Origin of the sequence: Aeromonas sp. R4-3 (assembly GCF_040908275.1) — a bacterium.
Classification (GTDB): domain Bacteria; phylum Pseudomonadota; class Gammaproteobacteria; order Enterobacterales; family Aeromonadaceae; genus Aeromonas; species Aeromonas rivipollensis.
This window is the reverse complement of the sequence record NZ_JBFODK010000057.1, coordinates 1-21,504: the sequence shown is the minus strand read 5'-3', so window position 1 is coordinate 21,504 and position 21,504 is coordinate 1. Positions and strand designations below refer to the sequence as shown.

General features: G+C 64.9%; 20 protein-coding genes and 2 tRNA genes. 16 read left to right on the top strand and 6 right to left on the bottom strand.

Annotated elements, in window-relative coordinates:
- Positions 1–8 precede the first annotated feature (8 nt).
- The 6 genes from denD to AB5Y91_RS18375 all read left to right on the top strand — a co-directional run bounded on the left by denD (position 9) and on the right by AB5Y91_RS18375 (position 8,396).
- On the top strand, positions 9–959 hold the full coding sequence (gene denD, locus AB5Y91_RS18400) for a D-erythronate dehydrogenase (protein ID WP_368170477.1): 951 nt from the start codon (positions 9–11) through the stop codon (positions 957–959).
- A complete protein-coding gene (locus tag AB5Y91_RS18395) occupies positions 956–2,461 on the top strand; it encodes a GntP family permease (RefSeq protein ID WP_368170476.1) in 1,506 nt (501 codons plus the stop codon). Before denD ends, AB5Y91_RS18395 begins: the two co-directional genes overlap by 4 nt.
- A gap of 83 nt (positions 2,462–2,544) precedes the next feature.
- Positions 2,545–3,435 (top strand): DMT family transporter, encoded by an 891-nt coding sequence (locus AB5Y91_RS18390; RefSeq protein WP_234676892.1) that lies wholly within the window; start codon positions 2,545–2,547, stop codon positions 3,433–3,435.
- Positions 3,436–3,494: 59 nt separating this feature from the next.
- Positions 3,495–5,426: a methyl-accepting chemotaxis protein gene (locus AB5Y91_RS18385; protein ID WP_368170475.1), complete on the top strand. Its 1,932-nt coding sequence runs from the start codon at positions 3,495–3,497 to the stop codon at positions 5,424–5,426.
- 623 nt (positions 5,427–6,049) lie between these two features.
- A complete protein-coding gene (locus AB5Y91_RS18380) occupies positions 6,050–7,450 on the top strand; it encodes an OprD family outer membrane porin (RefSeq protein ID WP_106885999.1) in 1,401 nt (466 codons plus the stop codon).
- Between the two features lie 115 nt (positions 7,451–7,565).
- On the top strand, positions 7,566–8,396 hold the full coding sequence (locus tag AB5Y91_RS18375; RefSeq protein WP_368170474.1) for an SDR family oxidoreductase: 831 nt from the start codon (positions 7,566–7,568) through the stop codon (positions 8,394–8,396).
- Positions 8,397–8,519: 123 nt separating this feature from the next.
- Here AB5Y91_RS18375 and AB5Y91_RS18370 read toward each other — a convergent pair whose 3' ends face one another.
- On the bottom strand, positions 8,520–8,852 hold the full coding sequence (locus AB5Y91_RS18370) for a DUF1904 family protein (protein ID WP_234690537.1): 333 nt from the start codon (positions 8,850–8,852) through the stop codon (positions 8,520–8,522).
- Between the two features lie 70 nt (positions 8,853–8,922).
- Between AB5Y91_RS18370 and AB5Y91_RS18365 the strand changes: the two genes are divergently transcribed.
- The 7 genes from AB5Y91_RS18365 to AB5Y91_RS18335 all read left to right on the top strand — a co-directional run bounded on the left by AB5Y91_RS18365 (position 8,923) and on the right by AB5Y91_RS18335 (position 15,076).
- Complete coding sequence (locus tag AB5Y91_RS18365; protein ID WP_168235677.1) at positions 8,923–9,804, top strand: TraB/GumN family protein; 882 nt, start codon at positions 8,923–8,925, stop codon at positions 9,802–9,804.
- Positions 9,805–9,971: 167 nt separating this feature from the next.
- Positions 9,972–10,121 carry a DUF3149 domain-containing protein gene (locus tag AB5Y91_RS18360; protein ID WP_368170473.1) on the top strand — a complete coding sequence of 50 codons (150 nt, stop codon included), beginning with the start codon at positions 9,972–9,974 and terminating at the stop codon, positions 10,119–10,121.
- Between the two features lie 108 nt (positions 10,122–10,229).
- On the top strand, positions 10,230–10,811 hold the full coding sequence (gene smrA / locus AB5Y91_RS18355) for a DNA endonuclease SmrA (protein ID WP_368170472.1): 582 nt from the start codon (positions 10,230–10,232) through the stop codon (positions 10,809–10,811).
- A gap of 106 nt (positions 10,812–10,917) precedes the next feature.
- On the top strand, positions 10,918–12,396 hold the full coding sequence (locus AB5Y91_RS18350; protein ID WP_368170471.1) for a carboxypeptidase M32: 1,479 nt from the start codon (positions 10,918–10,920) through the stop codon (positions 12,394–12,396).
- Between the two features lie 152 nt (positions 12,397–12,548).
- A complete protein-coding gene (locus AB5Y91_RS18345; protein WP_368170470.1) occupies positions 12,549–14,069 on the top strand; it encodes an AlkA N-terminal domain-containing protein in 1,521 nt (506 codons plus the stop codon).
- Positions 14,066–14,542, top strand: a complete 477-nt coding sequence (locus tag AB5Y91_RS18340) for a methylated-DNA--[protein]-cysteine S-methyltransferase (protein ID WP_368170469.1) — start codon at positions 14,066–14,068, stop codon at positions 14,540–14,542. The genes AB5Y91_RS18345 and AB5Y91_RS18340 overlap by 4 nt, the downstream gene beginning before the upstream one ends.
- A gap of 117 nt (positions 14,543–14,659) precedes the next feature.
- Positions 14,660–15,076 (top strand): cupin domain-containing protein, encoded by a 417-nt coding sequence (locus AB5Y91_RS18335; protein ID WP_368170468.1) that lies wholly within the window; start codon positions 14,660–14,662, stop codon positions 15,074–15,076.
- A gap of 159 nt (positions 15,077–15,235) precedes the next feature.
- Here the strand turns inward: AB5Y91_RS18335 and AB5Y91_RS18330 are convergent, their stop codons facing one another.
- The 5 genes from AB5Y91_RS18330 to AB5Y91_RS18310 form a co-directional block, all read right to left on the bottom strand.
- Entirely contained in the window at positions 15,236–15,493 is a 258-nt protein-coding gene (locus AB5Y91_RS18330) for a DUF1272 domain-containing protein (RefSeq protein ID WP_368170467.1), read from the bottom strand.
- 44 nt (positions 15,494–15,537) lie between these two features.
- A complete protein-coding gene (locus tag AB5Y91_RS18325) occupies positions 15,538–15,867 on the bottom strand; it encodes a DHCW motif cupin fold protein (protein WP_289983567.1) in 330 nt (109 codons plus the stop codon).
- Positions 15,868–15,991: 124 nt separating this feature from the next.
- Positions 15,992–17,839: a U32 family peptidase gene (locus AB5Y91_RS18320; protein ID WP_368170466.1), complete on the bottom strand. Its 1,848-nt coding sequence runs from the start codon at positions 17,837–17,839 to the stop codon at positions 15,992–15,994.
- 246 nt (positions 17,840–18,085) lie between these two features.
- Positions 18,086–18,697, bottom strand: a complete 612-nt coding sequence (locus tag AB5Y91_RS18315) for a LysE family translocator (protein WP_368170465.1) — start codon at positions 18,695–18,697, stop codon at positions 18,086–18,088.
- Positions 18,698–18,820: 123 nt separating this feature from the next.
- Positions 18,821–19,780 carry a LysR family transcriptional regulator gene (locus tag AB5Y91_RS18310; RefSeq protein WP_290030175.1) on the bottom strand — a complete coding sequence of 320 codons (960 nt, stop codon included), beginning with the start codon at positions 19,778–19,780 and terminating at the stop codon, positions 18,821–18,823.
- 202 nt (positions 19,781–19,982) lie between these two features.
- On the opposite strand from AB5Y91_RS18310, the gene AB5Y91_RS18305 reads away from it, so the two are divergent.
- The 3 genes from AB5Y91_RS18305 (at position 19,983) to AB5Y91_RS18295 (ending at position 21,502) form a co-directional block, all read left to right on the top strand.
- Complete coding sequence (locus AB5Y91_RS18305; protein ID WP_368170464.1) at positions 19,983–21,071, top strand: ketoacyl-ACP synthase III; 1,089 nt, start codon at positions 19,983–19,985, stop codon at positions 21,069–21,071.
- Positions 21,072–21,300: 229 nt separating this feature from the next.
- A tRNA-Tyr gene (locus AB5Y91_RS18300) sits at positions 21,301–21,385 on the top strand.
- Between the two features lie 32 nt (positions 21,386–21,417).
- Positions 21,418–21,502 (top strand) — tRNA-Tyr (locus AB5Y91_RS18295).
- Positions 21,503–21,504 lie beyond the last annotated feature (2 nt).

Sequence of the window (21,504 nt, the reverse complement as noted above, 5' to 3'; positions counted from 1 at the left end):
ATAACGAGATGCAGATCATCATCACCGGCGGCGGTGGCTTCCTGGGCCAGAAACTGGCCCGGGCCCTGCTGCAGAGCACACAACCCTTCACCGAGCTGCTGCTGGTGGACATACAGCAGCCGCAGGCCCCCATGGCGGACCCCAGGGTACGTTGCCTCCAGGCCGACCTCACCGAGCCCGGGGTCGCCGAGTCCCTGATCACCGAGCGGACCGCCGTGGTCTACCACCTGGCGGCCATCGTCAGCAGCCATGCGGAGCAGGACTTCGATCTCGGCTGGAAGGTCAACCTGGACACCACCCGCACCCTGCTGGAGGCCTGCCGCCACACCAGACCCGGCATCCGTTTCATCTTCACCAGCTCGCTGGCGGTCTACGGCGGCTCCCTGCCCGCCCTGGTGGACGACGGCACGGCGCTGACCCCGACCTCCTCCTATGGCGCCCAGAAGGCCATGGGGGAGCTCTTGGTCAACGACTACAGCCGCAAGGGCTATGTGGATGGCCTGGTGCTGCGCCTGCCCACCATCTGCGTGCGGCCGGGCAAACCGAACCGCGCCGCCTCGTCGTTCGTCAGCAGCATCATCCGCGAGCCGCTGCAGGGTGAGAACGCCATCTGCCCGGTGAGCCCGGATCTGCGCCTCTGGCTCTCGAGCCCCGCCACCGTAGTCGCGAACTTCCTGCTGGCGGCCAGGCTCCCCACCACCGGCGACTGGCGCAGCGTCAACCTGCCCGGCATCAGCGTCACCGTCGGCGAGATGCTGGAGACCCTCGCCAAGGCCAGTGGTCAGGGGGCCCGGGATAGGGTGCAGTTTGCCGCCGATCCGGCCGTCGAGCGCATAGTCGCAAGCTGGCCGGGGCGCATCGACAACCAGCGCGCCAGCGCTCTCGGCTTCGTGGCAGACAGGACGTTTGCCGACATCATCGACAGTTTCATCACCCATGACATGCAGGAGGCATCATGAGCGACATCCCTACCCCCATCATCGGCCTTGTCATCGCCGTCTTCGTACTGGTATTCCTGGTGGTCCGCACCCGGGTGCACGCCCTGATCGCCATGCTGGCGGCGGCCTGCATCGCAGGCATCACTGGCGGCATGACCATAGACAAGACCCTCACCGTCATCACCCAGGGCTTTGGCTCCACCCTCGGCAGCATCGGCATCGTCATCGGCCTCGGGGTCATGATGGGCCGCCTGCTGGAGGTGTCGGGGGCCGCAGAGCAGATCGCCTACAGCTTCATCAAGTGGCTCGGCAAGCGCCGTGAAGAGTGGGCCCTGGCCATCACCGGCTACATCGTCAGCATCCCCATCTTCGTGGATTCCGCCTTCGTCATCCTCTATCCGGTGGCCAAGGCGCTGGCAAAAAGCGGCAAGCGCTCCATCCTGACCCTGGGGGTCGCCCTGGCGGGGGGCCTGGTGGTGACCCACCATACGGTGCCGCCGACCCCGGGGCCCCTCGGCGTCGCCGGTCTGTTTGGCGTGGACATAGGCGCCATGCTGCTGATGGGCATGGCCCTGGCCATCCCCTGCGTGCTCGGCATCGTCTTCTACGCCCAGTGGCTCGACAAGAAGTACCCCGAGTTCGGCGCCAAGGCCGCCCAGACCCCGGATGAGCTGCAGTCCACCTACGAGCAGTACATCAAGGAGAAGGAGGGCAAGAGTCTGCCGAGCCTGACCCTGTCGCTGCTGCCGATCCTGGTGCCCATAGTGCTGATCTTCGTCAAGGCCATCTTCACCACCCTCGCCACCCTGGAGGGCATGGGCGGCCTGATGGAGAACCCCCTGGCTCAGGGCGTCAACTTCATCGGCACCCCCATCATAGCGCTCGCCATCAGCGTGCTGCTGGCTGTCTATACGCTAGTGCCGCACATGGACAGACAGGCCACCGCCGCCCGCCTCGAAGAGGGGCTGCAATCGGCCGGCATCATACTGCTGGTGACAGGGGCCGGCGGCGCCCTGGGTGCCGTGCTCCGTGACAGCGGCGCGGGCCAGCAGCTCGCCGAACAGATAGCCCAGCTGCCCATCTCCCCCATACTGATCCCCTTCATAGTGGCGACCCTGGTGCGCCTCATTCAGGGATCCGGCACTGTGGCCATGGTGACGGCGGCCTCCATCTCCGCCCCCATACTGGCGCAGATCCCCGGGGTCAACATGTTGCTGGCCGCCCAGGCTGCCACCATGGGGTCGCTCTTCTTCGGCTACTTCAACGACAGTCTGTTCTGGGTGGTCAACCGCATGATGGGGATCTCGGACGTCAAGCAGCAGATGATCGTCTGGTCCATCCCCACCACCATAGCCTGGGCCATAGGCGGCACCGGCGTCGCCCTGCTGAACCTGGTGTTCGGCTCCGGCGGCACCTGGTTCGACCCCGTCCTGCCGCTGCTGGTGCTGGCGCTCATCGTCTGGTACGTCAGGGGCCAGTCCCTGACCCCGGCGGCCAGCGTAGTGCCGAGCCGGGAGTCATAACGGCGGCACGGCAACGCTGTGTGACCAGGGCCAGTCTGCTAGACTGGCCCTCTTTTTTTATTCATCTTGCAAAGGAGTGTTGGATGTCTGCTTCTTCCTGGTGGGACAAGTCCACCGGTTTTGCGCTGCTCACCATCTTGCTGTGGGCCTCGCTCGCAGCCCTTACCTCCCGGATCACCAGCGTCTCGCCCCTGGTGCTGGTAGGACTGGTGCTCTTCTTCTGCGGCGCGGGCACACTGCCGTTCTGGCGCCAGTGGCGGGCAAGGCCTGTCACCTGGCTGGTGACCATCACAGCCCTCTTGCTCTATCACCTGCTGCTGTTCATGAGCTTTCGCCACGCCCCCGTGCTGGAGGCGAACCTCATCAACTACCTCTGGCCCCTGTGCATCATCTTGTTCACCCCATTGCTGCTGCCGGGCCACCCCTTGCGCCTGCACCACCTGCTGGCCGGGGCCCTGGGCCTCGCCGGTTCGGTGCTGGTGATGGTGGACGGCAGTCTGCAACTGCAGCAGGCCCATCTGCCGGGCTACCTGCTGGCGCTCGGCGCCGCCATCGTCTGGGGCGCCTATTCAGTGCTCTCCCGCCGCCTGCCCCCCGCCCCCGCCGTGGTCACGGCGGCCGCCTGCCTGCCCGCGGGGCTCCTGGCCCTGCTGCTCGCCTGGGGGCTGGAGGGACCGCTGCCCCTCGCCCGGATCCCGCAGGGGGACTGGCTGCTCATCGCCGGACTGGCCCTCGGTCCCATGGGGGCCGCCTTCGTCACCTGGTATCTGGCGCTGCGGGACGGGGATCCGCGCCGCATCGGGGCGCTCGCCTACCTCACCCCCTTGCTGAGCACCCTGCTGCTGGTCTGGCTCAACGGTGAGCAGCTCACCCCGCGCCACCTGCTGGCGGGGGCCCTTATCATGGGCGGTGCCCTGCTCGGTTTGCTGGTGAAGACGCCCGGGAGCCGCAAAGCGGCGCAACCGCTGTCATAAAAACGCCATCTCCCCTGCTTAAGCTCACGCCCATTGCGTGCTTCAAGCAGGACTCAGATGTGAAAATTGCCCATTATGCCTCCCTCTCCTCCCTGGTACTGCTGCTGGTGGCCGGCGTTCAGGCCGCCGCCCTGTTTCACGGCTGGCAGCAGTTCAATCGGGCCGAACAGGCCCAGCGCCAGCAGGAGCGCCTGCAACAACAACTGAGCGGCCCCCTGCAGGGGGCCCTTCGCGACTACCTTGGCAGCGGCGATCCCCTGCGCCTGGCCGAGGCCCAGGGTGTGCGCCAGCAGGCGCTCGCGCTGCTGGCGCAGCTGGACGGGCAGCAAGCCGGTCCGCTGCACGCCCTGCTCGAGCAGATGGGGGCGCGCATCGAGGGGGACTATCTGGCGGCGGGCAAGCTCTCCGGCAACAGCCAGTGGCTGCTGCAAAACGCCGAGAACGAGCTGACCACCCAGGCCCGGGCCCTGCTGCGTTACGGCCTGCAGGGGGCAGATCAGGATCCGGCCAGCGCCGAGGCCTATCGCCAGGGGGCCGCCGACATACTGGCAACCCTGCCCGCCCTCGCCCACCAGCGTCAGAACTACATGGAGCAGGCCAGCGCCAAGCGCCTCGAAGGGCTGCAGTTCGAGCTCGCCGCCCTGCAAAAACAGGCGGACGCGCTGGCGGCCCTGCCGAGCCTGAATCTCTTCGAAGAGGCCGCCGCCGATGAGTTCACCCTGGGAGAGCCGGTGCGCAAGGAGCTGGGTGAGCAGCCCAAAGCCGAGCTGGTCTCCCTGCTCAAACGCTATCCCCAGGAGCTCGAGAACAGCAGCAAGGCGCTGCAACAGCAGCAGCTGGCGCGCCAGATGGTGCAGCAGGACATCACGCAGCTGCTGCAGGCCGGTGAGCAGCTGGGGGAGCGGCTCGCCGCCGCCCGCCAGACCATGAACCGGGAGCTCGCCACCATACTCGGCTCCCTGGCGCTCTGCCTGGTGGTGGTCGCCCTGCTGTTTGCCCTGGTGCAGCGCCGCTGGCTGGTCAGGCCCCTGCTGCGACTGCGGGCTGCCTTCCTGCAGCTCGATGCCACAGGTCAGGCCCAGTTGCTGGCAACGGGGCGCGAGCGCAACGAGCTGGCCGACATAGTCGCGAGCTACAACCGCCTGATCCAGCGCCTGCAGCAGGATCAGCAGCAGAAGGCGGGGCAGCTCTCCAGCGTCTCCTCCAGCCTGCAGGAGATGGTGGAGCAGGTGCAGGAGATCCATCACAGCACCCGCACCACAGAGCAGGCGGTGGATGAGAGCGACACCATGATGCAGGAGCTCAATCAGCTCGCCAGCGAGGTGCACCAGGTCGCCGCCGAGATAGCGGAGCACGCCCAGCACAACGAACACTCCATGAGCCAGAGCGAGCTGCTGGTGGGGGGCATGCTGGCGGCCACCGCCCAGACCGGCCTCGCCATCGACGAGAGCAGCGGCGCCCTGGCCCAGCTGACCCGCTCGGTGGAGGATGTGACCGCCATCGTCGATGTCATCGGCCACATCTCCCAGCAGACCAACCTGCTGGCGCTCAACGCCGCCATCGAGGCGGCCCGCGCCGGTGAGCAGGGACGCGGCTTCGCGGTCGTGGCCGACGAGGTGCGCCACCTCTCCGCCGACACCCAGCGCTCCCTCGGCCAGATCACCGAGATCCTGGCCAGCCTCACCCAGGCGGGGGATCAGCTCGCCACAGTGCTGACCCGCATCACGACAGAAGCCGCCGGGCAGCGCCAGCAGGCCGAGCAGTTGCGCCAGACCACCCAGACGGTGCGGGAGATGGCGCGCAGCACAGCCGTCATCGCCCTGCAGGGGGCCGACAACGCCAGGAGCCAGGAGCACAGGCTGGCCAGCTTCGCCGCCCTCATCGGCCGCATCAGCCAGCACGCCCGCCAGGGCAGCCGCCTTTCAGTGCAGGTGTCGGAGCACATCCACCACCAGGCCCAGCAGATCCCCCGGATCCTGAGCCAGGCCTGAGTCACCCGCCCCTCATCAGGCCCGGCGCCTCTGTTTGCGCCGGGCCAACCCCTTCATATGCCCTCATTCAAGTCCGCCCCCGCGCGGCCCTACCGGATGCGGTGACCCCTGCCGGGGAGTCGGCTCGACGCCGCCCGGCCAGAGGGCGCCGCACCGGCAGGTGCGGATATCTTTTTTTGTGACACAAAATTATATGTTGCCATCGGGTTAACAAAGAAAGTTCTGCTTCCGCGCCAAGATCCCCCCAGCTAAACGGAAAAAACCACCTGAAAACGCTCTCATTACCGACATGAGCGGGCTGAGAGTGCCCACACCAAGAATCATGATTCTTTGCACTCGGTCATATTTTTGAAACTTGGCGGGAACTTCCGGTTGATATTTCGCACCGCGAACGTACTCTTGGTGGTGTCAGATCGCCAAGGATCGAGACCTAAAAAATAATGACTGTAAAGATGCAGATTGCCCTTCAGTGATGCGCCAAGGCGTCCGGGCAAACGGGCACAACACAGAACAGTTTCTTTTTGCCCTGCGGGGTGTTGATTGCAATGCCAATACCGAGCGGCGGGCCTCTGCCTGACTGCCGGAAAAAAAAGCTAAGTCCATAAAATCAGGAGCAATAACAAATGGAAAAAGTGATCTTCAAGCGCGCCTCTTTGAGTGCCGCCGTGGTTGCGGCGCTGCTCGCCCCCGGCATGGCATCTGCGGCTCAAGACATGATGAGCCCGGAATATGGCAAGTCCTATGAAGCCTTCATCGACGAAGGCAAGCTGACAGGCGGCCTGTTCTACTTCCAGCGTGAGCGTGATCGCGTCCAGGCCGGTCCGGGTCAGGATGGCAAATACCACTCCAACCTGAGCCATGCCACCACCCAGGCAGCCCTGAACTACAACTCCGGTTATGCCTGGGGCATGGTCGGGCTGGATGTCGGCGGCTTTGGCGCCTATGACCTGGCCGTTGACGAGAGCAATGGCGTCAACGAAGAGAACGAATTCTCCTTCTGGGGCGACCAGTGGGGTTCAGGTGGTGACGGTGTTCCCGAGAATGGCTTCAGCCTCTCCACCGCAGCCCTGAAGCTCAAGTTCGGTGACTCTGTCACCGCCAAGGGTGGTTACACCCAGCTGTATGTACCCGGCATCATAGGCGTCAACTGGTCCTATCAACCCGGTACCTACCGTGGTGGCCAGATCGAGGGCAACTTCGGTGGCCTCTACCTGACCTACGCCATCGCCGATGAGTACAAGGCGCCCTGGTTCAAGAACACCGCCGGCTTCTCCAAGAGCAGCCCCTATGCCAGCGATCCCTTCACCGATGCGAACAAGATCGACTACATCCACGGTCTGGCAGCCCGTTACACCTTCGAGGACGGCACCGCCATCACAGGTGGCTTCGGTCAGGCCGAAGGCTACATGGACAGCTACCACTTCAAGCTGGCTCACAAGTTTGACGTGCTGGGTGGCCTGAACACCAGCTACCAGTTCTACGGTTCCGACACCGAGAACGAAGACTATGACGGTCTGGCATGGCAACAAGCCCTGACCGCAAGCTGGGCAGCCGGTCCCTACTCCTTCCGCCTGGAAGGTATGTACACCAAGGCCGAAGGGGATCTGGGCAACTACCTGCCCCGTCTGACCCGTGGCTACGGCAACTCCCAGGGTGCGAACGAGATCTGGTGGGATTCCCGCTCAGACTGGAACCACAACGAAGAGAAGGCTGTCTTCTTCGGTACCACTCGTACCCTGGATGATCTGGTCGGTGCTCCTGGCTGGGCCGCTGGTGTCTCCGGTGCCTACGGTTGGGATGCCAACAATGGCGACGGCACCCTGGAGCCGGGCAAAGAGTGGGCCGTCAACTTCGACGTCATGTACACGGTGCAGGATGGCAAGCTGAAGGGCACTCTGTTCAAGCTGCACTACACCGATTACAACAACGAGCAGGACGACAAGGGCAGCTGGTACTACCCGAACATGTTCAGCTCCGAGCATGACGTCAAGTTCCACATCATCATGCCGTTCACCATCATGTAATCAGGCATCTGTTCTGACCGAAAACCGGGCCACGTGGCCCGGTTTTGTTTTTGGTGGCGCTCGGGCTACCATGCCTACTTCGGCCCTGTGCTGGCCGCCAATCAGGATGATCTTCATGCCCCACCCCTTCGTGCTTATCACCGGCTGCTCCAGCGGCATCGGCCTCGCCGCCGCCAAAGCGCTCGGCGCCCACGGCTTCACCGTGATCGCCTCTGCCCGCAAGACCGAGAATGTCGCCCAGTTGCAACAGCAGGGTCTCTTGGCTGTGCAGCTGGATCTGGCGGACACCGCCAGCATAGAGCGGGGGGCGGCAGAGGCGCTGGCGCTGGCCGGGGGACGTCTGTACGGGCTCTTCAACAACGGCGCCTATGGCCAACCCGGCGCGCTGGAAGACTTGCCGACGGAGGCGCTCAAGGCGCAGTTCAACACCAATCTGTTTGGCTGGCACCATCTCATTCGTCAGGTGCTGCCGGCCATGCTGGCCGTGGGCGAGGGGCGGATAGTGCAGAACAGCTCAGTGCTTGGCCTGGTGGCCATGAAGTATCGCGGCGCCTACAACGCCAGCAAGTTCGCACTGGAAGGCTACACCGACACCCTGCGCCTCGAGCTCGAGGGCAGCGGCGTGCACATCAGCCTGATAGAGCCAGGCCCCATCGACACCCGGTTTCGCGCCAATGCCCGCGACGCCTTCGTGCGCCACATAGATCCGGCCCAGAGCCGCCATCAGGGCGCCTATCGCCAGACCCTGACCCGGCTGGAGAAAGAGGGCTCCACCAGCGGCTTCACCCTGCCGAGCGAGGCCTGCATACCGCCGCTGCTGCACGCGCTGCAGAGCAAGCGTCCCAAGCACCGCTACCCTGTCACCCTGCCCACCAGGCTGTTCAGCATACTGCGCCGCCTGTTGCCGAGCCGCTGGCTTGACCGGATCCTCGGCAAGTCGGTCTGATCCACGGCGGGGACTGATCCCCGCCCGAGCGCCAGCATCTGATCAATAGTGCTGGCCCTTGCTGTCGTACCGGGATTTGACCGTCTGGACAGCAACTGTTTCAGCAAGGCTCTCCACTCACGCTCAATAGTGCTGGCCGTTGCTGTAGTAGGCGCTCTTGACGATGGGCAGCACCTGCACCACCACATAGGTCTGCTCCCCCAGCACTGCCTTGAGGTGGTGGGTGATGAGGGCGGCGGCGGCATCCTGCAGCTCCTGCGGGCGCTCGAACCAGACCAGCTCCACGAAGGGGAAACCGGCCTCTCGCTCGCCATTTCTCACCTGGATGCTGTCGACGCACTCCAGGGTGACGAACTCCGGCTTGCCGCCAGTCAGGGCGCAGAGATCCGCCAGCAGGGGCGTGCTTATCTGCTGCAGGGTGTCGACAGAAACTGCCCGAAAGCGAAGGTGGGGCATGGGAAACCTCTTGGCTGTGACAAATGAGGACTTATCATAGAGCACTCATCCCGCTCACATAAGGTGCCTCATGAGATTCCATCGCACGCTGCTTCCCTTACTGCTTTGGCTGCTGCTGCCGCTGAACGCCTTTGCCGATCCGGCCTTCTATCGCATCAGCAAGGGCAACGAGCAGCACTGGTTGCTGGGTTCCATCCATGCGGGCAAGCCCTCCCTCTATCCCCTGCCAGATCCCGTCGAGCGCGCCTGGCAGCAGAGTCGCGCCCTGGTGATGGAGGTCGACATGACCCACATCAGCCAGGCGCAGTGGCAGGAGATGGGGGCCATCACCCGGCTGGTGGATGGCAAGACCCTCAAGGATCACCTGCCCATGGATCTCTACCGGCGCACCCTGATCGCCGCCGGCCAGAACGGCCTGACCGAGGCAATGCTGGCACCGCTGCGCCCCTGGTTTGCCGCCATCACCCTGACCCAGGCGGCGCTGGAGCGCACCGGCTATCGCGGTGAATTCGGGGTGGATCAGCACTTCGCCAAACGGGCAAACGACGGCGGCAAACCCATAGTCGGGCTGGAAACCCTGCTGGAGCAGCTCGGCTATCTGGCGAGCGTCGGTGACAACCAGACCCTGATGCTGGAGAGCACCCTGGATGAGCTGCCGGAGCTCGAGAAGGGGTTCACCGAGGTCATGGCGGCCTGGCAGAACGGGGATCAGGCCACCCTGATCAACCTGCTCAAAGAGGAGATGGCGCCGCCCAAGCTGCAAGCCTGGCTGGAGCAGACCCTGCTGGCGGAACGCAACCGCAACTGGGTCAAGAAGTGGCCCGGCCTGCCAAACGAGAGCTTTATCGTGGTAGGGGCCCTGCACCTTTACGGCGAGCAGGGCCTGCTCGCCCTGCTGGAGCAACAAGGCTGGCGCATCACACCGCTCACCGAACCCGCAGCGGCAAACTAAGGCCGCCAGACCGGCGCCCTGCCGCCGTGCGGGGCGCCGGGTGCGAGGCCGCTCACAGAATGGGTTGCCGATTAAATAACCACGAAGGGACTTGATCGAGATCATCTCATCCCACCCAAAGAGGTATCTATCATGCCTGTCATCGCGCAATGACAGGAGTGAACGAGATGGAATTCTGGATGAACCTGATGTTCGGCAACAGCGTGGGGCTGATGTCCATGCTGGTGATTATCGGCACCTTCCTGCTGATCAGCGTCTACGCGGTCTATTTCATCTACAAGGTGATGCACGCCGAGCCGCCGCGCGAGGAGCAATAAACCGGCGCGACACCAGGTGCGGGCCCCTGAGCCCGCCGCGCCCCGCCATTCTAAGCACAGGCCAGGCCCGCTATAATGCCCCCCTCATTCTCATGCGGGGAGCCTGCCGTGTCTCATGGCGACGAACTCTCACTGTTACTGCAGGAAGTGGCCGACGTGCGGCCGCTGCGCAGCGACCACATAACCCCCGGCGCGGGCAACAACCTGCCGACCGAGGCGCAACTCGCGCGCCGCCATGCCGCCACCGCCGAACGGCTCACCCTGGATCACCTCAGCATGGAGGCTGTCCCCATGCTGGACCCCCACGACATCGTCGGCTTCAAGCGCGACGGCGTGCAGGAGGGGGTCTACAAGAAGCTGCGGCTCGGCAAGTACGAGCTGCAAGGCTCCCTCGACCTGCACCACAAGACCATCAAGGAGGCGCGAACCGCCCTGGTGCAGTTAATTGCGGAGTGCGAGGTGCGGGACATCCGCTGCCTGCTGATCCTGCACGGCAAGGGGGAGCGCAGCACCCCGCGCGCCCTGCTCAAGAGCCATGTCAGCGCCTGGCTGCCGCAACTGCCCGCGGTGATGGCCATCCACAGCGCCGAGCGTCGCCACGGCGGCAGCGGCGCCCTCTATGTGCTGCTACGAAAGAGCGAGCGCAAGAAGACCGAGAACCGCGAACGTCACCAGAAGCGCCTCGGCTGACCGCCTGAGGGTGGCCCTCGCCCGCGGCAGAGTGCTAGCATCGGGCTGCCCCGATCATGCCAGGTACGGGGTGCATACCATCAGGGACGATAACAAGGACAATCCCATGTCATACCAGAAACTCGAACAACATCAGCAACAACTGCACCGCCTCTCCCACCTGTCCGCCATCTGCGGCTGGGATCAGGCCGCCATGATGCCGGAGGGGGGCAACGAGGCCCGCGCCGAGGCGATGGCGGAGCTCGGCGTGCTGATCCACGGCAAGCGCACCGCCCCCGAACTCGGCGACTGGATTGCCAAGGCCGAGAGCGAACCGCTGGACGCGATCCAGCGCGCCAACCTCGCGGAGATCAAGCGCCACTGGCAGGATGCGAGCCTGCTGCCAAGCGAGCTGGTGGAGGCGCTCTCCTTGGCCGGCAGCAAGTGCGAGCACGCCTGGCGCCGCCAGCGCAAGGAGAACGACTGGGCGGGCTTTGCCCCTAACCTCGAGGAGGTGGTGCGCCTGTCGCGGGAGGTGGCACGGCTTCGCGCCGAGGCGCTCGGGGTTCGCCCCTATGACGCTATGCTGGCGCTGTACGAGCCCGGCATGACGAGCGAGAGACTGGATCAGATCTTCGGCGATCTGACGAGCTGGCTGCCCGGCCTCATCCAGACCGTGAGCGAGCAGCAAAAACGCGACACCATTTTGATCCCGCAGGGCCCTTTCCCGATCGCGACCCAGCAGGCGCTCGGTCAGGAGGTGATGGGGCTGCTCGGCTTTGATTTTGCCCACGGCCGGCTCGATGTGAGCAGCCACCCGTTCTGCGGCGGCGTGCCGACGGACGTGCGCATCACCACGCGCTACAACGAGGACGAATTCGTCTCCAGCCTGATGGGCATAGTCCACGAGACGGGCCACGCACGCTACGAGCAGGGCTTGCCGCGCCATCTGCTCGGTCAGCCGGTCGCCGAGGCGCGCTCCATGGGCATTCACGAGAGCCAGAGCCTGTTCTGCGAGATGCAGCTCGGCCATGCACCCGCGTTCCTTTCGCAGATAGCGCCGCGCATCCGCGCGCACTTCGGCGAGCAGGCCGCACTCGCACCGGCGAACCTCGAGAAGCTGTACAACAGGGTCGAGCCCGGTTTCATCCGCGTCGATGCGGACGAGGTGACCTACCCGGCGCACGTCATCTTGCGCTACGAGCTGGAGCGCGATCTCATCGAGGGGCGCATCGAGGTTGCGGACATCCCCGCGCTGTGGGATGCGAAGATGCAGCAGTGGCTCGGCCTGTCCACCCAAGGCAACTACCAGAATGGCTGCATGCAGGACATTCACTGGACGGACGGCTCGTTTGGCTACTTCCCGAGTTACACGCTCGGCGCCATGTACGCGGCGCAGCTGCGCTTCGCGCTGGAGCGAGAGCTCGGCGACATGGGCCAGCTCATCGAAGCGGGTCGCCTGCCGGAGATCTTTGGCTGGCTCGGCCGCCACATCTGGTCCCAGGGCAGCCTGCACGGCACGGACGAGCTCATTCGCCGCGCGACCGGCGAGGCGCTCAATCCGCAGTGGCTGCGCAAGCACCTGGAACAACGCTACCTGAAATAGGCGTCTTCCCCGGGGCGCGGCCCAGCGCTGCGCCCTCTCATCCCCTCCCCGAGCGCCCGACTTTTTTTGCTATCCCTGTCCGTTTTTGGCTAGTCACTCCCCTTGCACCCGCTTAGTCTCTTGGACATGCACACCCTCAGCCGAGTCAAGTCATGAACACAGCGCCCCCCGTCTCATCGCCCCAGGACGAGATCATCCCAGGCCTCACCCGCGAGCAGTGCCATGCCGCGCGGCTCGCGCGAGACGCTCGTTTCGACGGCCGCTTCTTCACCGGGGTGCTGTCCACCGGCATCTATTGCCGCCCCATCTGCCCTGCGCGGGCGCCGCACGAGCACAACGTGCAATATTTTCGCTTCGCGGCGGCGGCGGAGCAGCACGGGCTGCGCCCCTGCCTGCGCTGTCGCCCCGAGCTGGCACCGTCCCAGAGCGGGGATCTGCCGCCCCTGGTCGCCCAGGTGCTGGCACGCATAGAGCGCGGTGAACTCGGGGAAAGCAGCCTGGGTGCGCTCGCGGCGCAGGCCGGGATCACTGAGCGCACGCTGCGGCGCCAGTTCGAGCAACACCTCGGCGCCTCGCCAAAGCAGGTGGAGCAGACGCGCCGCCTGCTGCTCGCGAAGCGGCTGCTGACGGAGACGCATCTGCCCATCACGGACGTCGCGTTCGCGTCAGGCTTTGCGAGCATTCGCCGCTTCAACGACGCCTGGCAACAGGCCTACGGGCTGACGCCGGGGGCCTTGCGCAAACGGGAGGGCGGTGCGCCAGCCGAGACGCCGCAGACGAGCCTGCAACTGCACCTGCAATATCGCCCGCCATTCGATGCCCGGGCCATGCTCGCGTTCTACCGGCTGCGCGCTATTCCGGGGCTGGAACGGGTGGATGAGCACGGTTACGAGCGCCGCCACAGGGTCGGCGAGCAGGAGGGGCTAGTGCGCATCGAGCCCCTCGAAGGGGACAGGTTCAGGCTGACGGTGCAGGATCTGCCGCCGAGTGCACTGCCGGACATACTGTATCGCGTGCGCCGCATGTGGGATCTGGACGCGGACATGGGGCGCATCGGCGAGCTGCTGGGGCAGGATCCGCTGCTGGCGCGGATACAGGGGCGCTGGCCCGGGGTGCGGCTGCCGGGGGGCTGGGACGAATACGAGGTGATGTTGCGCGCCATCGTCGGCCAGCAGGTGTCGGTCAAGGGCGCCATCACCATCATGGGGCGCCTGGTGGCGCGCACCCAGGCGCAGTTCGGGGTGGCACAGTTGCCCACGCCTGCCCAGCTGTGCGAGCTGGATCTCGACGGCATCGGCATGCCGGGCAGTCGCATCCGCACGCTGCAGGGGCTGGCCGCGGCGCTCGCGAGCGGCGCCCTCACCCTGGGCAGCGCGAGTGACGAGCAACTGCTCGCGCTGCCGGGCATAGGTCCCTGGACGGTTGCGTACTGGCGGCTGCGCTGCGGGCTGGACACGGACGCCTTCCCCGCCTCGGATCTCGTACTGCAAAAGGCGCTCGGCGGCGGCACCAAGCTGCCCGTAAAAGAGGTGGAGGCGCGAAGTGCCTCCTGGCAGCCGTGGCGCGCCTACGCCGCGAGCTGGCTGTGGCACGCCATGAGCGAGCAGCCCGCGCTGCTGACAGATCCGGCCCGGGAGCACCCAGACAACGACCCCAAGGAGACAACCCCATGATCCGCTACGATATTATGCCCACCCGCTGCGGCGATCTGCTGGTCGCCATCGATGAGCGCGGTCTGGTGCACGTGGACTTCGTGGCAGGGCTGCGGCCACTGCCCGACATGAGCGACTGGCAGCACGACGGCGAGGCGCTCGCCCCCTTCCTTGCCGAGTTTCGAGACTACTTCGCGGGGCGGTTGCAACGATTCACCCTGCCGCTCGCGGCGCGGGGCACGGCGTTTCAGCAAGCGGTGTGGCAGGCGCTGTGCGACATCCCCTATGGCGAGACCCGCAGCTACGGCGACATAGCCCGCGCCATCGGCAAGCCGAGTGCGAGCCGCGCCGTCGGGGCTGCGAACGGTCGCAACCCGCTGTCGATCATAGTGCCCTGCCATAGGGTGATAGGCCAAAGCGGCAGCCTGACCGGCTATGCGGGGGGCCTGCCCATCAAGCAGGCATTGCTGAAACTCGAGGGCATCACCACCTAAAGCGCCGCATCGGCCAGGCACCGCGGTCAAGCTGCCCGGACTCTATGCTTGGAGAGGCGAGACCCTGACGGCCTCGCCCCATTGAACGGGTTGTTCAACTCGCAAAGGAGAGAGCAGATGAAATTCATGTATGCCGTCGTCCTCTCGCTATCGGCTCTGCTGCTGGTCACCGTCCCCGCCCGGGCCGAGTCGACCCTGGTGATGACCAAGGCCGATCTCAAGTGGAAGGACATGGGCAACGGCATCGCCGCCGCACCGGTCTCCGGTGACATGGCCAAGGGGGAGAGCAGGTTCTTCCTGAAATACCCGGCGGGGCTGGTGACGCCGAATCATCATCACGACGCGGATCACTATGTGACTCTGGTGTCGGGTGCCGTCACCCTGACGGTCGCAGGCAAGGAGTACCCCCTCAGCCCCGGCGATTACTTCGCCCTGACCGACAAGCAGCCCCATGTGGCCAAGGTGGAAGGCAGCGAGGAGGCGGTCTTCTTTATCCAGGCCGATGGCCCCTGGAACGTGGTGATGGAGAAATAAGCGGTGTGATCCCGGGCGGGGCCCCGTGGCCCCGCTTCAGGAGAAAGGACGACCCAGCCGGCTCAAACCTGGCCCCCTGGTCAGCATGGCCGCCGGGAGAAGGTCAAGGGCCTGAGGAGACTCGGTTGGCAGACATGGCCCCAGAGGGAGCCGGCAGCCCTAGCGCCCCTTGCTCAGGGCAGTTTTCAGGGCAGGATTGAAGACCCGCTCGATGGAGGCGGGATTGGCCGCCAGCTTGGCCGCCGGGCGGCGCGGGCGCCTGACCAGCTCGCCACCGCAGTTGGGGCAGGTCAGGTGCAGATACTGATCGTTGCACTGAGCGCAGAAGGTGCACTCGAAGGAGCAGATATAGGCGACCGCAGTGTCGGCGGGCAGATCCTGGTCACAGCATTCACAGTTGGGTCTGAGCTCAAGCATGGGCAAGATCCTGGAAGATAAGGGGAAATAGGAAAGGGCGCGGCTCAGTCGACGATAAAGAGCCGGGCGCCCTGTTCTGTGTAGGATCTATGGGGCTCGGCGTTGTCGGCCACCTGATAGCTCATGCCCGAGGTCAGGGTGAAGACGCGGCCATCCTGCAGCTCGGTGTGCAGCTCCCCCTCGAGGCAGAGCAGCACGTGGCCCTTGCTGCACCAGTGATCCGCCAGGTAGCCGGGGGAATACTCCACCATCCGCACCCGAAGATCCCCAAACTGCTGGGTGTGCCAGCGGGCGACGCCGCGTTCACCCTTGTGCTCGGTCGGCGCTATGTCGGCCCAGCGGGTCGTGCAAAATGGCAACTCATTGATGTTCATGACAGATCCTTTGTCAGCAGAAGAAGGCTTGGGGAAGGCTGCTCACCACGGGATATCCGTGACAAGGCAGCACTCCCATACTGCCATCAAATCTGCTCCCGCCCTATGCCCACACGGGCAGCCATCACCCCTTGAGGCTGCCCATCACCTGCATCTCGCAGCGATGGCAGTCAAAGCGCAGACGGAAACTGTCTTTACCCATCTTCAATTCCAGCGGCTCGGCCTTGAGGCCGGGCACCTCTTTCGGGCAGAGGTGCTGGCTGTAGCGGATGCAGTGCTTGGTGATCATCAGCACCACCTCCCCCTGCTCCTTGTTTGCCTCATAGGCGGGGGCTATGCGCCCCACCCCGTGCTCGCGGAAGAACTGCTCGGCCGCACTGTTCAGCACGTTGCCGAGGTAGGAGAGCCGGTGCTGGGGATAGGTGGCGTCGCGCAGAGGGATGCGCCGCTCGGGTCGCCGGTAGGCGACCAGACGGGCCGCCTCCAGGGCGGCTATGCCGTCCCGGCGCAGGCCGTTGAGCATGGATGCGGCAATGAACAGGGGAGAAGTGAATGCCAACTCAATCTGGCGTGCCACAAACAGGGTGTTACCCAGTTTGCCAAGCTGGTCGCGCGCCTGTTGCAGCGCCCGCGCCGGGTTGTCGGCCTGCTGCCTGTCGCAGGGGAGCGTGACGGAGGCGCCGATGCCCTGCTCGTCGGTGAGCACGAGCCGGACGCCTTGGTCGCACTCAGAGAGCCGCATATCGACCCGGATCCGGCGATCCGCGCTCGGCTTCTCCAGCAACTTGCTGAATGCCTGATCATGGTTGCGGAAGATCTCGGTGCCCACCTTCAGACCCGGCATCCGATCCGACAGCAGTAACTGCTTACCTTCCACCTTGTTGAGGCGCATCCCCACCAGCTCGCCCCCCGGCTTGAAGAAGCCGAGGCCGTCGCCGTTGTTGAGGCTCACGGGTTTGCCGTCGATCTCGATGCCATCGCGGGTCACCCTGCTGACGCGGCCCAGCGGTTCACCCACGTATTTCGGGCTCCTGGTGGAGTCTATCCCCGGCTGGCGGCCATGGAGGAAGTAGTCGGTACTGCCCCGGTTGAAGCTCTTTTTGGGATCCGGTGTGAAACCGTAGCTGCAGCGACCGGCCGAGGAGGCCACCAGATCGGGGCGGCGCTCGAGAATGGCGTCCAGCTTCTGGCGATACCAGGCGGTGACGTTCTTGACGTAGTCCAGCCCCTTGAGGCGCCCCTCAATCTTGAAGGAGCGGATGCCCGCGGCGATCAGCGCCTCCAGGTTCGCGCTCTGATCCATGTCTTTCAAGGAGAGCAGGTGGCTGTTCTCCACCAGCACCTCCCCCCCTGGGGTCTGCAGGGAGCAGGGCAGCCGGCAGAGCTGGGCGCACTCGCCGCGGTTCGCGCTGCGGCCGGTGCGGGCGTGGCTGATGTTGCACTGGCCGCTGTAGGAGACGCAGAGGGCCCCGTGGATAAAGAACTCCAGCTGCACCTGGGTCTGGGCACTGATGGCACGGATCTGCTCGAGCGAGAGTTCGCGCGCCAGCACTACCTGGGAGAAGCCCACATCCTGCAGGAACTTCACCTTTTCCGGCGTACGGTTGTCGGTCTGGGTGCTGGCATGGAGCGCTATGGGAGGCAGATCCAGGGCCAGCAGCCCCATGTCCTGCACTATGAGCGCATCGGCCCCGGCCTCGTAGATCTGGTGGGTCAGGCGCCGGGCCTGCTCCAGCTCGTGGTCGTGCAGCAAGGTGTTGAAGGCAACGAACACCTGGGCGCCGAAGCGGTGGGCGTGGCGCGCCAGCGCTTCGATATCGTCGAGGGAGTTGCCTGCCGCGCTGCGGGCACCGAAGGCGGGGCCGCCCATGTAGACGGCATCGGCACCATGGTTGATGGCTTCGATGCCATAGGCGAGGTTCTTGGCCGGAGCCAGCAGCTCGAGGCGGTTAGTCTGGGTATGATCCTGCATGGGTCTGGTCTGAAGGCGGACGAGAAATGCCCGTCACTCTAGCGAGCCCCGGCGCCCCCCGCCTTGATCCCGCTTAAGATCACCGCAGAATGCAGGATTGGACAGGTCGACATCCCTAAGCAGGAGATGCGGCTTTCGCCGGGCCGAGACAAGCCTATGTGGTCGCCCCTCATCCCCAACCCTTCTCCCGCAAGGGGAGAAGGGAGCAGAGAGATTGTGCTGGCGACACCGGCACCAGACGCAGGTCTAGATCACCACCTTGAGCGCCAATCCCAGTAGCACCAGGCCGCTGATTTTATCGATCACGAAGGACTTGGCCTTGAGCCAGGCCAGCACAGGCCCCCGGGAGAGCACCAGGGCCACCAGCACGTACCAGAGCGCGTCTATGCCGCCAGCGGTCAGCATCATTATGCTTCCCTCGCGCCAGCCGGTATCGGCGTGCACGAACTGGCTGAACAGGGCGATGAAGAAGATGGCGAGCTGGGGGTTCAAGAAGGCCACCATAAAGCCTTCAAACGCCCCCTGACGGCCACGGACAGCGTGCACCGTCTCGTCGGCAGCGTCGCCACTGGCGGGCTTGGCCAGCAGCGCCTTGATCCCGAGCCAGGCGAGGAAGGCGGCACCGCCGTAGCGGATCAGATCAAACAGCAACGGGGTCTGGGTGATCAGCACAGAGAGACCCAGAGCCGTGATGAGGGCGTAGATCCCCACCCCCAGGCCGTGGCCGAGCGCCGTGGCCACCCCGTGGCCCTGCCCCCCCTGCACCGTATTGCGGATGATCAGCGCCAGGCTGGGCCCCGGGCTGATGGCCCCCATCACGCAAATGGCGGCGAGCGCCAGCCAACTCGTCATTTCCATACCCTTTCCTTCTCTCAAGCCGAATGTATCTCACTGTGATCAGGGTAGGAGGCGACCAGCTATGCCAGAAGTGAAAGTTATGAATAGAGTCCATAGCCAACGGCTATAGTCTGGCATAACCGACTACCCCTGGCTGAGGTGGTCTGCCTTCAGATCAAGCTGTTTGCGGCTCTCCCCCAGGGTGCGCTGCAGGTGATCCCGCAGGAAGGGGTAGGCCAGCTCGCGAAACCAGCGGTGGGCCGGATCCAGGTGGTGGCGCTGGTGCCACAGCAGATGATACTGCTGCACCCGGGTGGCGAAGGGCAGATCGCAAAAACTCAGGGCGTGCTCCCGGGACAGCTGCCAGGCGATGTGGGCCGGGGTGGTCATCAGGCAGTCGGTGCGCAGCAGCACCTCTACCGCCGCCTGGAAGAAGGGCACCCGGGCGAACCAGCGGCGGGAAAGCCCCAGGGGCGCCAGCACCTGCTCCACCGGGCTGTCCTTGTCGCCACCACCGCTCACCTGCAGATGGGGCCAGGCGAGGTAGTCATCCAGGCTGGGCGCCGTGCCCGAAAGCGGGTGGTGGCGCCCCATCAGCATCACCAGCCTGTCCTCCCCCTGGTGCAGCCCCCGGATCTGATCCGGCACCAGATCCGTGATGGTGGAGACCAGATCCAGCTCGGACTGCCACAGCTGCGGCAGCTGGCGCTTGTCCCACAGACTGTATTCCAGCGCCGCCAGGGGGGCGGCTCTGGCCAGGGCCGCGCAGATGTCGGGCAGTATGTGCTGGGCCACGTAGTCGGAGGAGGCGAGCCGGAACACCCGCTCGCAGCGCTCTGGCGCGAACTCGGGCGCCGCATAGAGCCGCTCCAGGGCTCCGAGGGAATCGGCAAGCGCCGCCGCCAGGCTCTCGGCCCGCGGGGTCAGCAGCCAGCGTTGCCCCTCCCGCACCAGCAACTCGTCACCAAACTCGCTGCGAAGCTGGCCGAGCTGCTTGCTAATGGAGGGCTGGCTCAGGTGCAGCAGCTCCGCCGCCCGGCTGATGTTGCGGGTCTCCAGCAACACCTTGAGGGTGGGCAACAGGTTGAGATTCGCTTTGTGCACTGACAACACCTCGGGAAGGGAGAGCCTGGGTCGGGCTCTCATCTTAAGACATGGAGAAGCGGGAATTTAAGCAAAATCACCACCTTGTTCCCCCTGCGCCCCCTTGCGCTCCCCTCCCCGCAGGATGACACTGGAAAGCCTGTACGACATAATTGCGCACTTTTCCGCCCGCGGGCGATCTACAACAAGAAGCGATAACAAGATGAAATACGCCAATATCACCGGCTGGGGCAAATGCCTGCCCCCCGCAGTGCTGACCAACGATGACCTCAGCACCATCATGGATACCTCGGATGAGTGGATCTATCCGCGTACCGGCATCAAGGCCCGTCGGGTCTCCCACGTCAGCACCCAGGCGCTCGCCACCCTGGCCGCCCGCCGCGCCCTGGCCTGCGCCGGTCTGGACGCCGGTGAACTCGATGGCATCATACTGGCCACCGCCACCCCGGGCACGCTAGTTCCCAATGGAGCCTCTGCCGTGCAGCAGGCCCTGGGCGCCCACAAGGCGGCGGTGTTCGACCTCAATGCCGCCTGTACCGGCTTCGTCTATGCGCTCTCGGTCGCCACCTCCCTGGTGCAGACCGGCATGATGCAGAAGGTGCTGGTGATAGGTGCCGAGCGTCTCATCCAGCTGCTGGACTGGGCCAAGCGCGACACTGCCGTGCTGTTTGGCGACGGTGCCGGCGCCGTGGTGATAGAGGCGAGCGAACAGAAGAGCGGCCTGATTGCCAGCAAGCTCGGCTGTGACAGCGAGGCACGGGAGATACTGCACGTGCCGAACTTCGGGACGGATCGGGTGCGTTTCGCCGACATCGACGGTCTGTTCACCTTCAACTTCGAGGGGCAGGAGATCTTCAAGCGCGCCGTGCGCGGCATGGGCGAGGCCACAGGTGCCGTGCTGACCCAGGCCGGCATAGCCCCCGAGCAAGTCGACCTCATAGTCCCCCACCAGGCCAACGTGCGCATCATAGAGACCCTGGCCAAGCGGATGAACGCCCCCATGGAGAAGGTGATGGTCAACATAGAGCAGTACGGCAACACCTCCGCTGCCACTGTGCCCATCGCCCTGTGCGAGGCGCTGGAGCAGGGCCGGGTCAAGCCGGGCAGCTATCTGCTGACCGCCGCCTTCGGGGCCGGTCTGACCTGGGGCGCCGCCCTCATCAAATGGGGCCCTCGCGTCACCCCGCTCGGCCAATGCGACGAGGAGTTGCCCCCCTGCGAGCAGAGCGCCCTCGAGCTCATCGCCCACGCGGTTCAGGGCTGCCAGCAGGCGCGCACCTCAGACGCCTGAGCCTCGCCACTGCCACCCTTTCCCGCATAAAAAAGAGGAGCCCATCGTGGCTCCTCTGTCCATGCCCTCCCTGCCGCCCCCCCAGGACATCGACATAAAAGTCATTGAAAAGCGTGAATTTTGAGCGAAACATATCAAAAAATAACCAGTTGACACTTTTTTGTCGTCAGAATGCGGCCAAGGGGTTCACAACCTTGCCGGATCTGGTAGTATGCGGCCTCGCACTTGGGGAGGGGTTCCCGAGCGGCCAAAGGGATCAGACTGTAAATCTGACGGCTCTGCCTTCGAAGGTTCGAATCCTTCTCCCTCCACCATTCAAGTGCGAACAATCAGGAAAATACCCCGTGGAGGGGTTCCCGAGCGGCCAAAGGGATCAGACTGTAAATCTGACGGCTCTGCCTTCGAAGGTTCGAATCCTTCTCCCTCCACCATC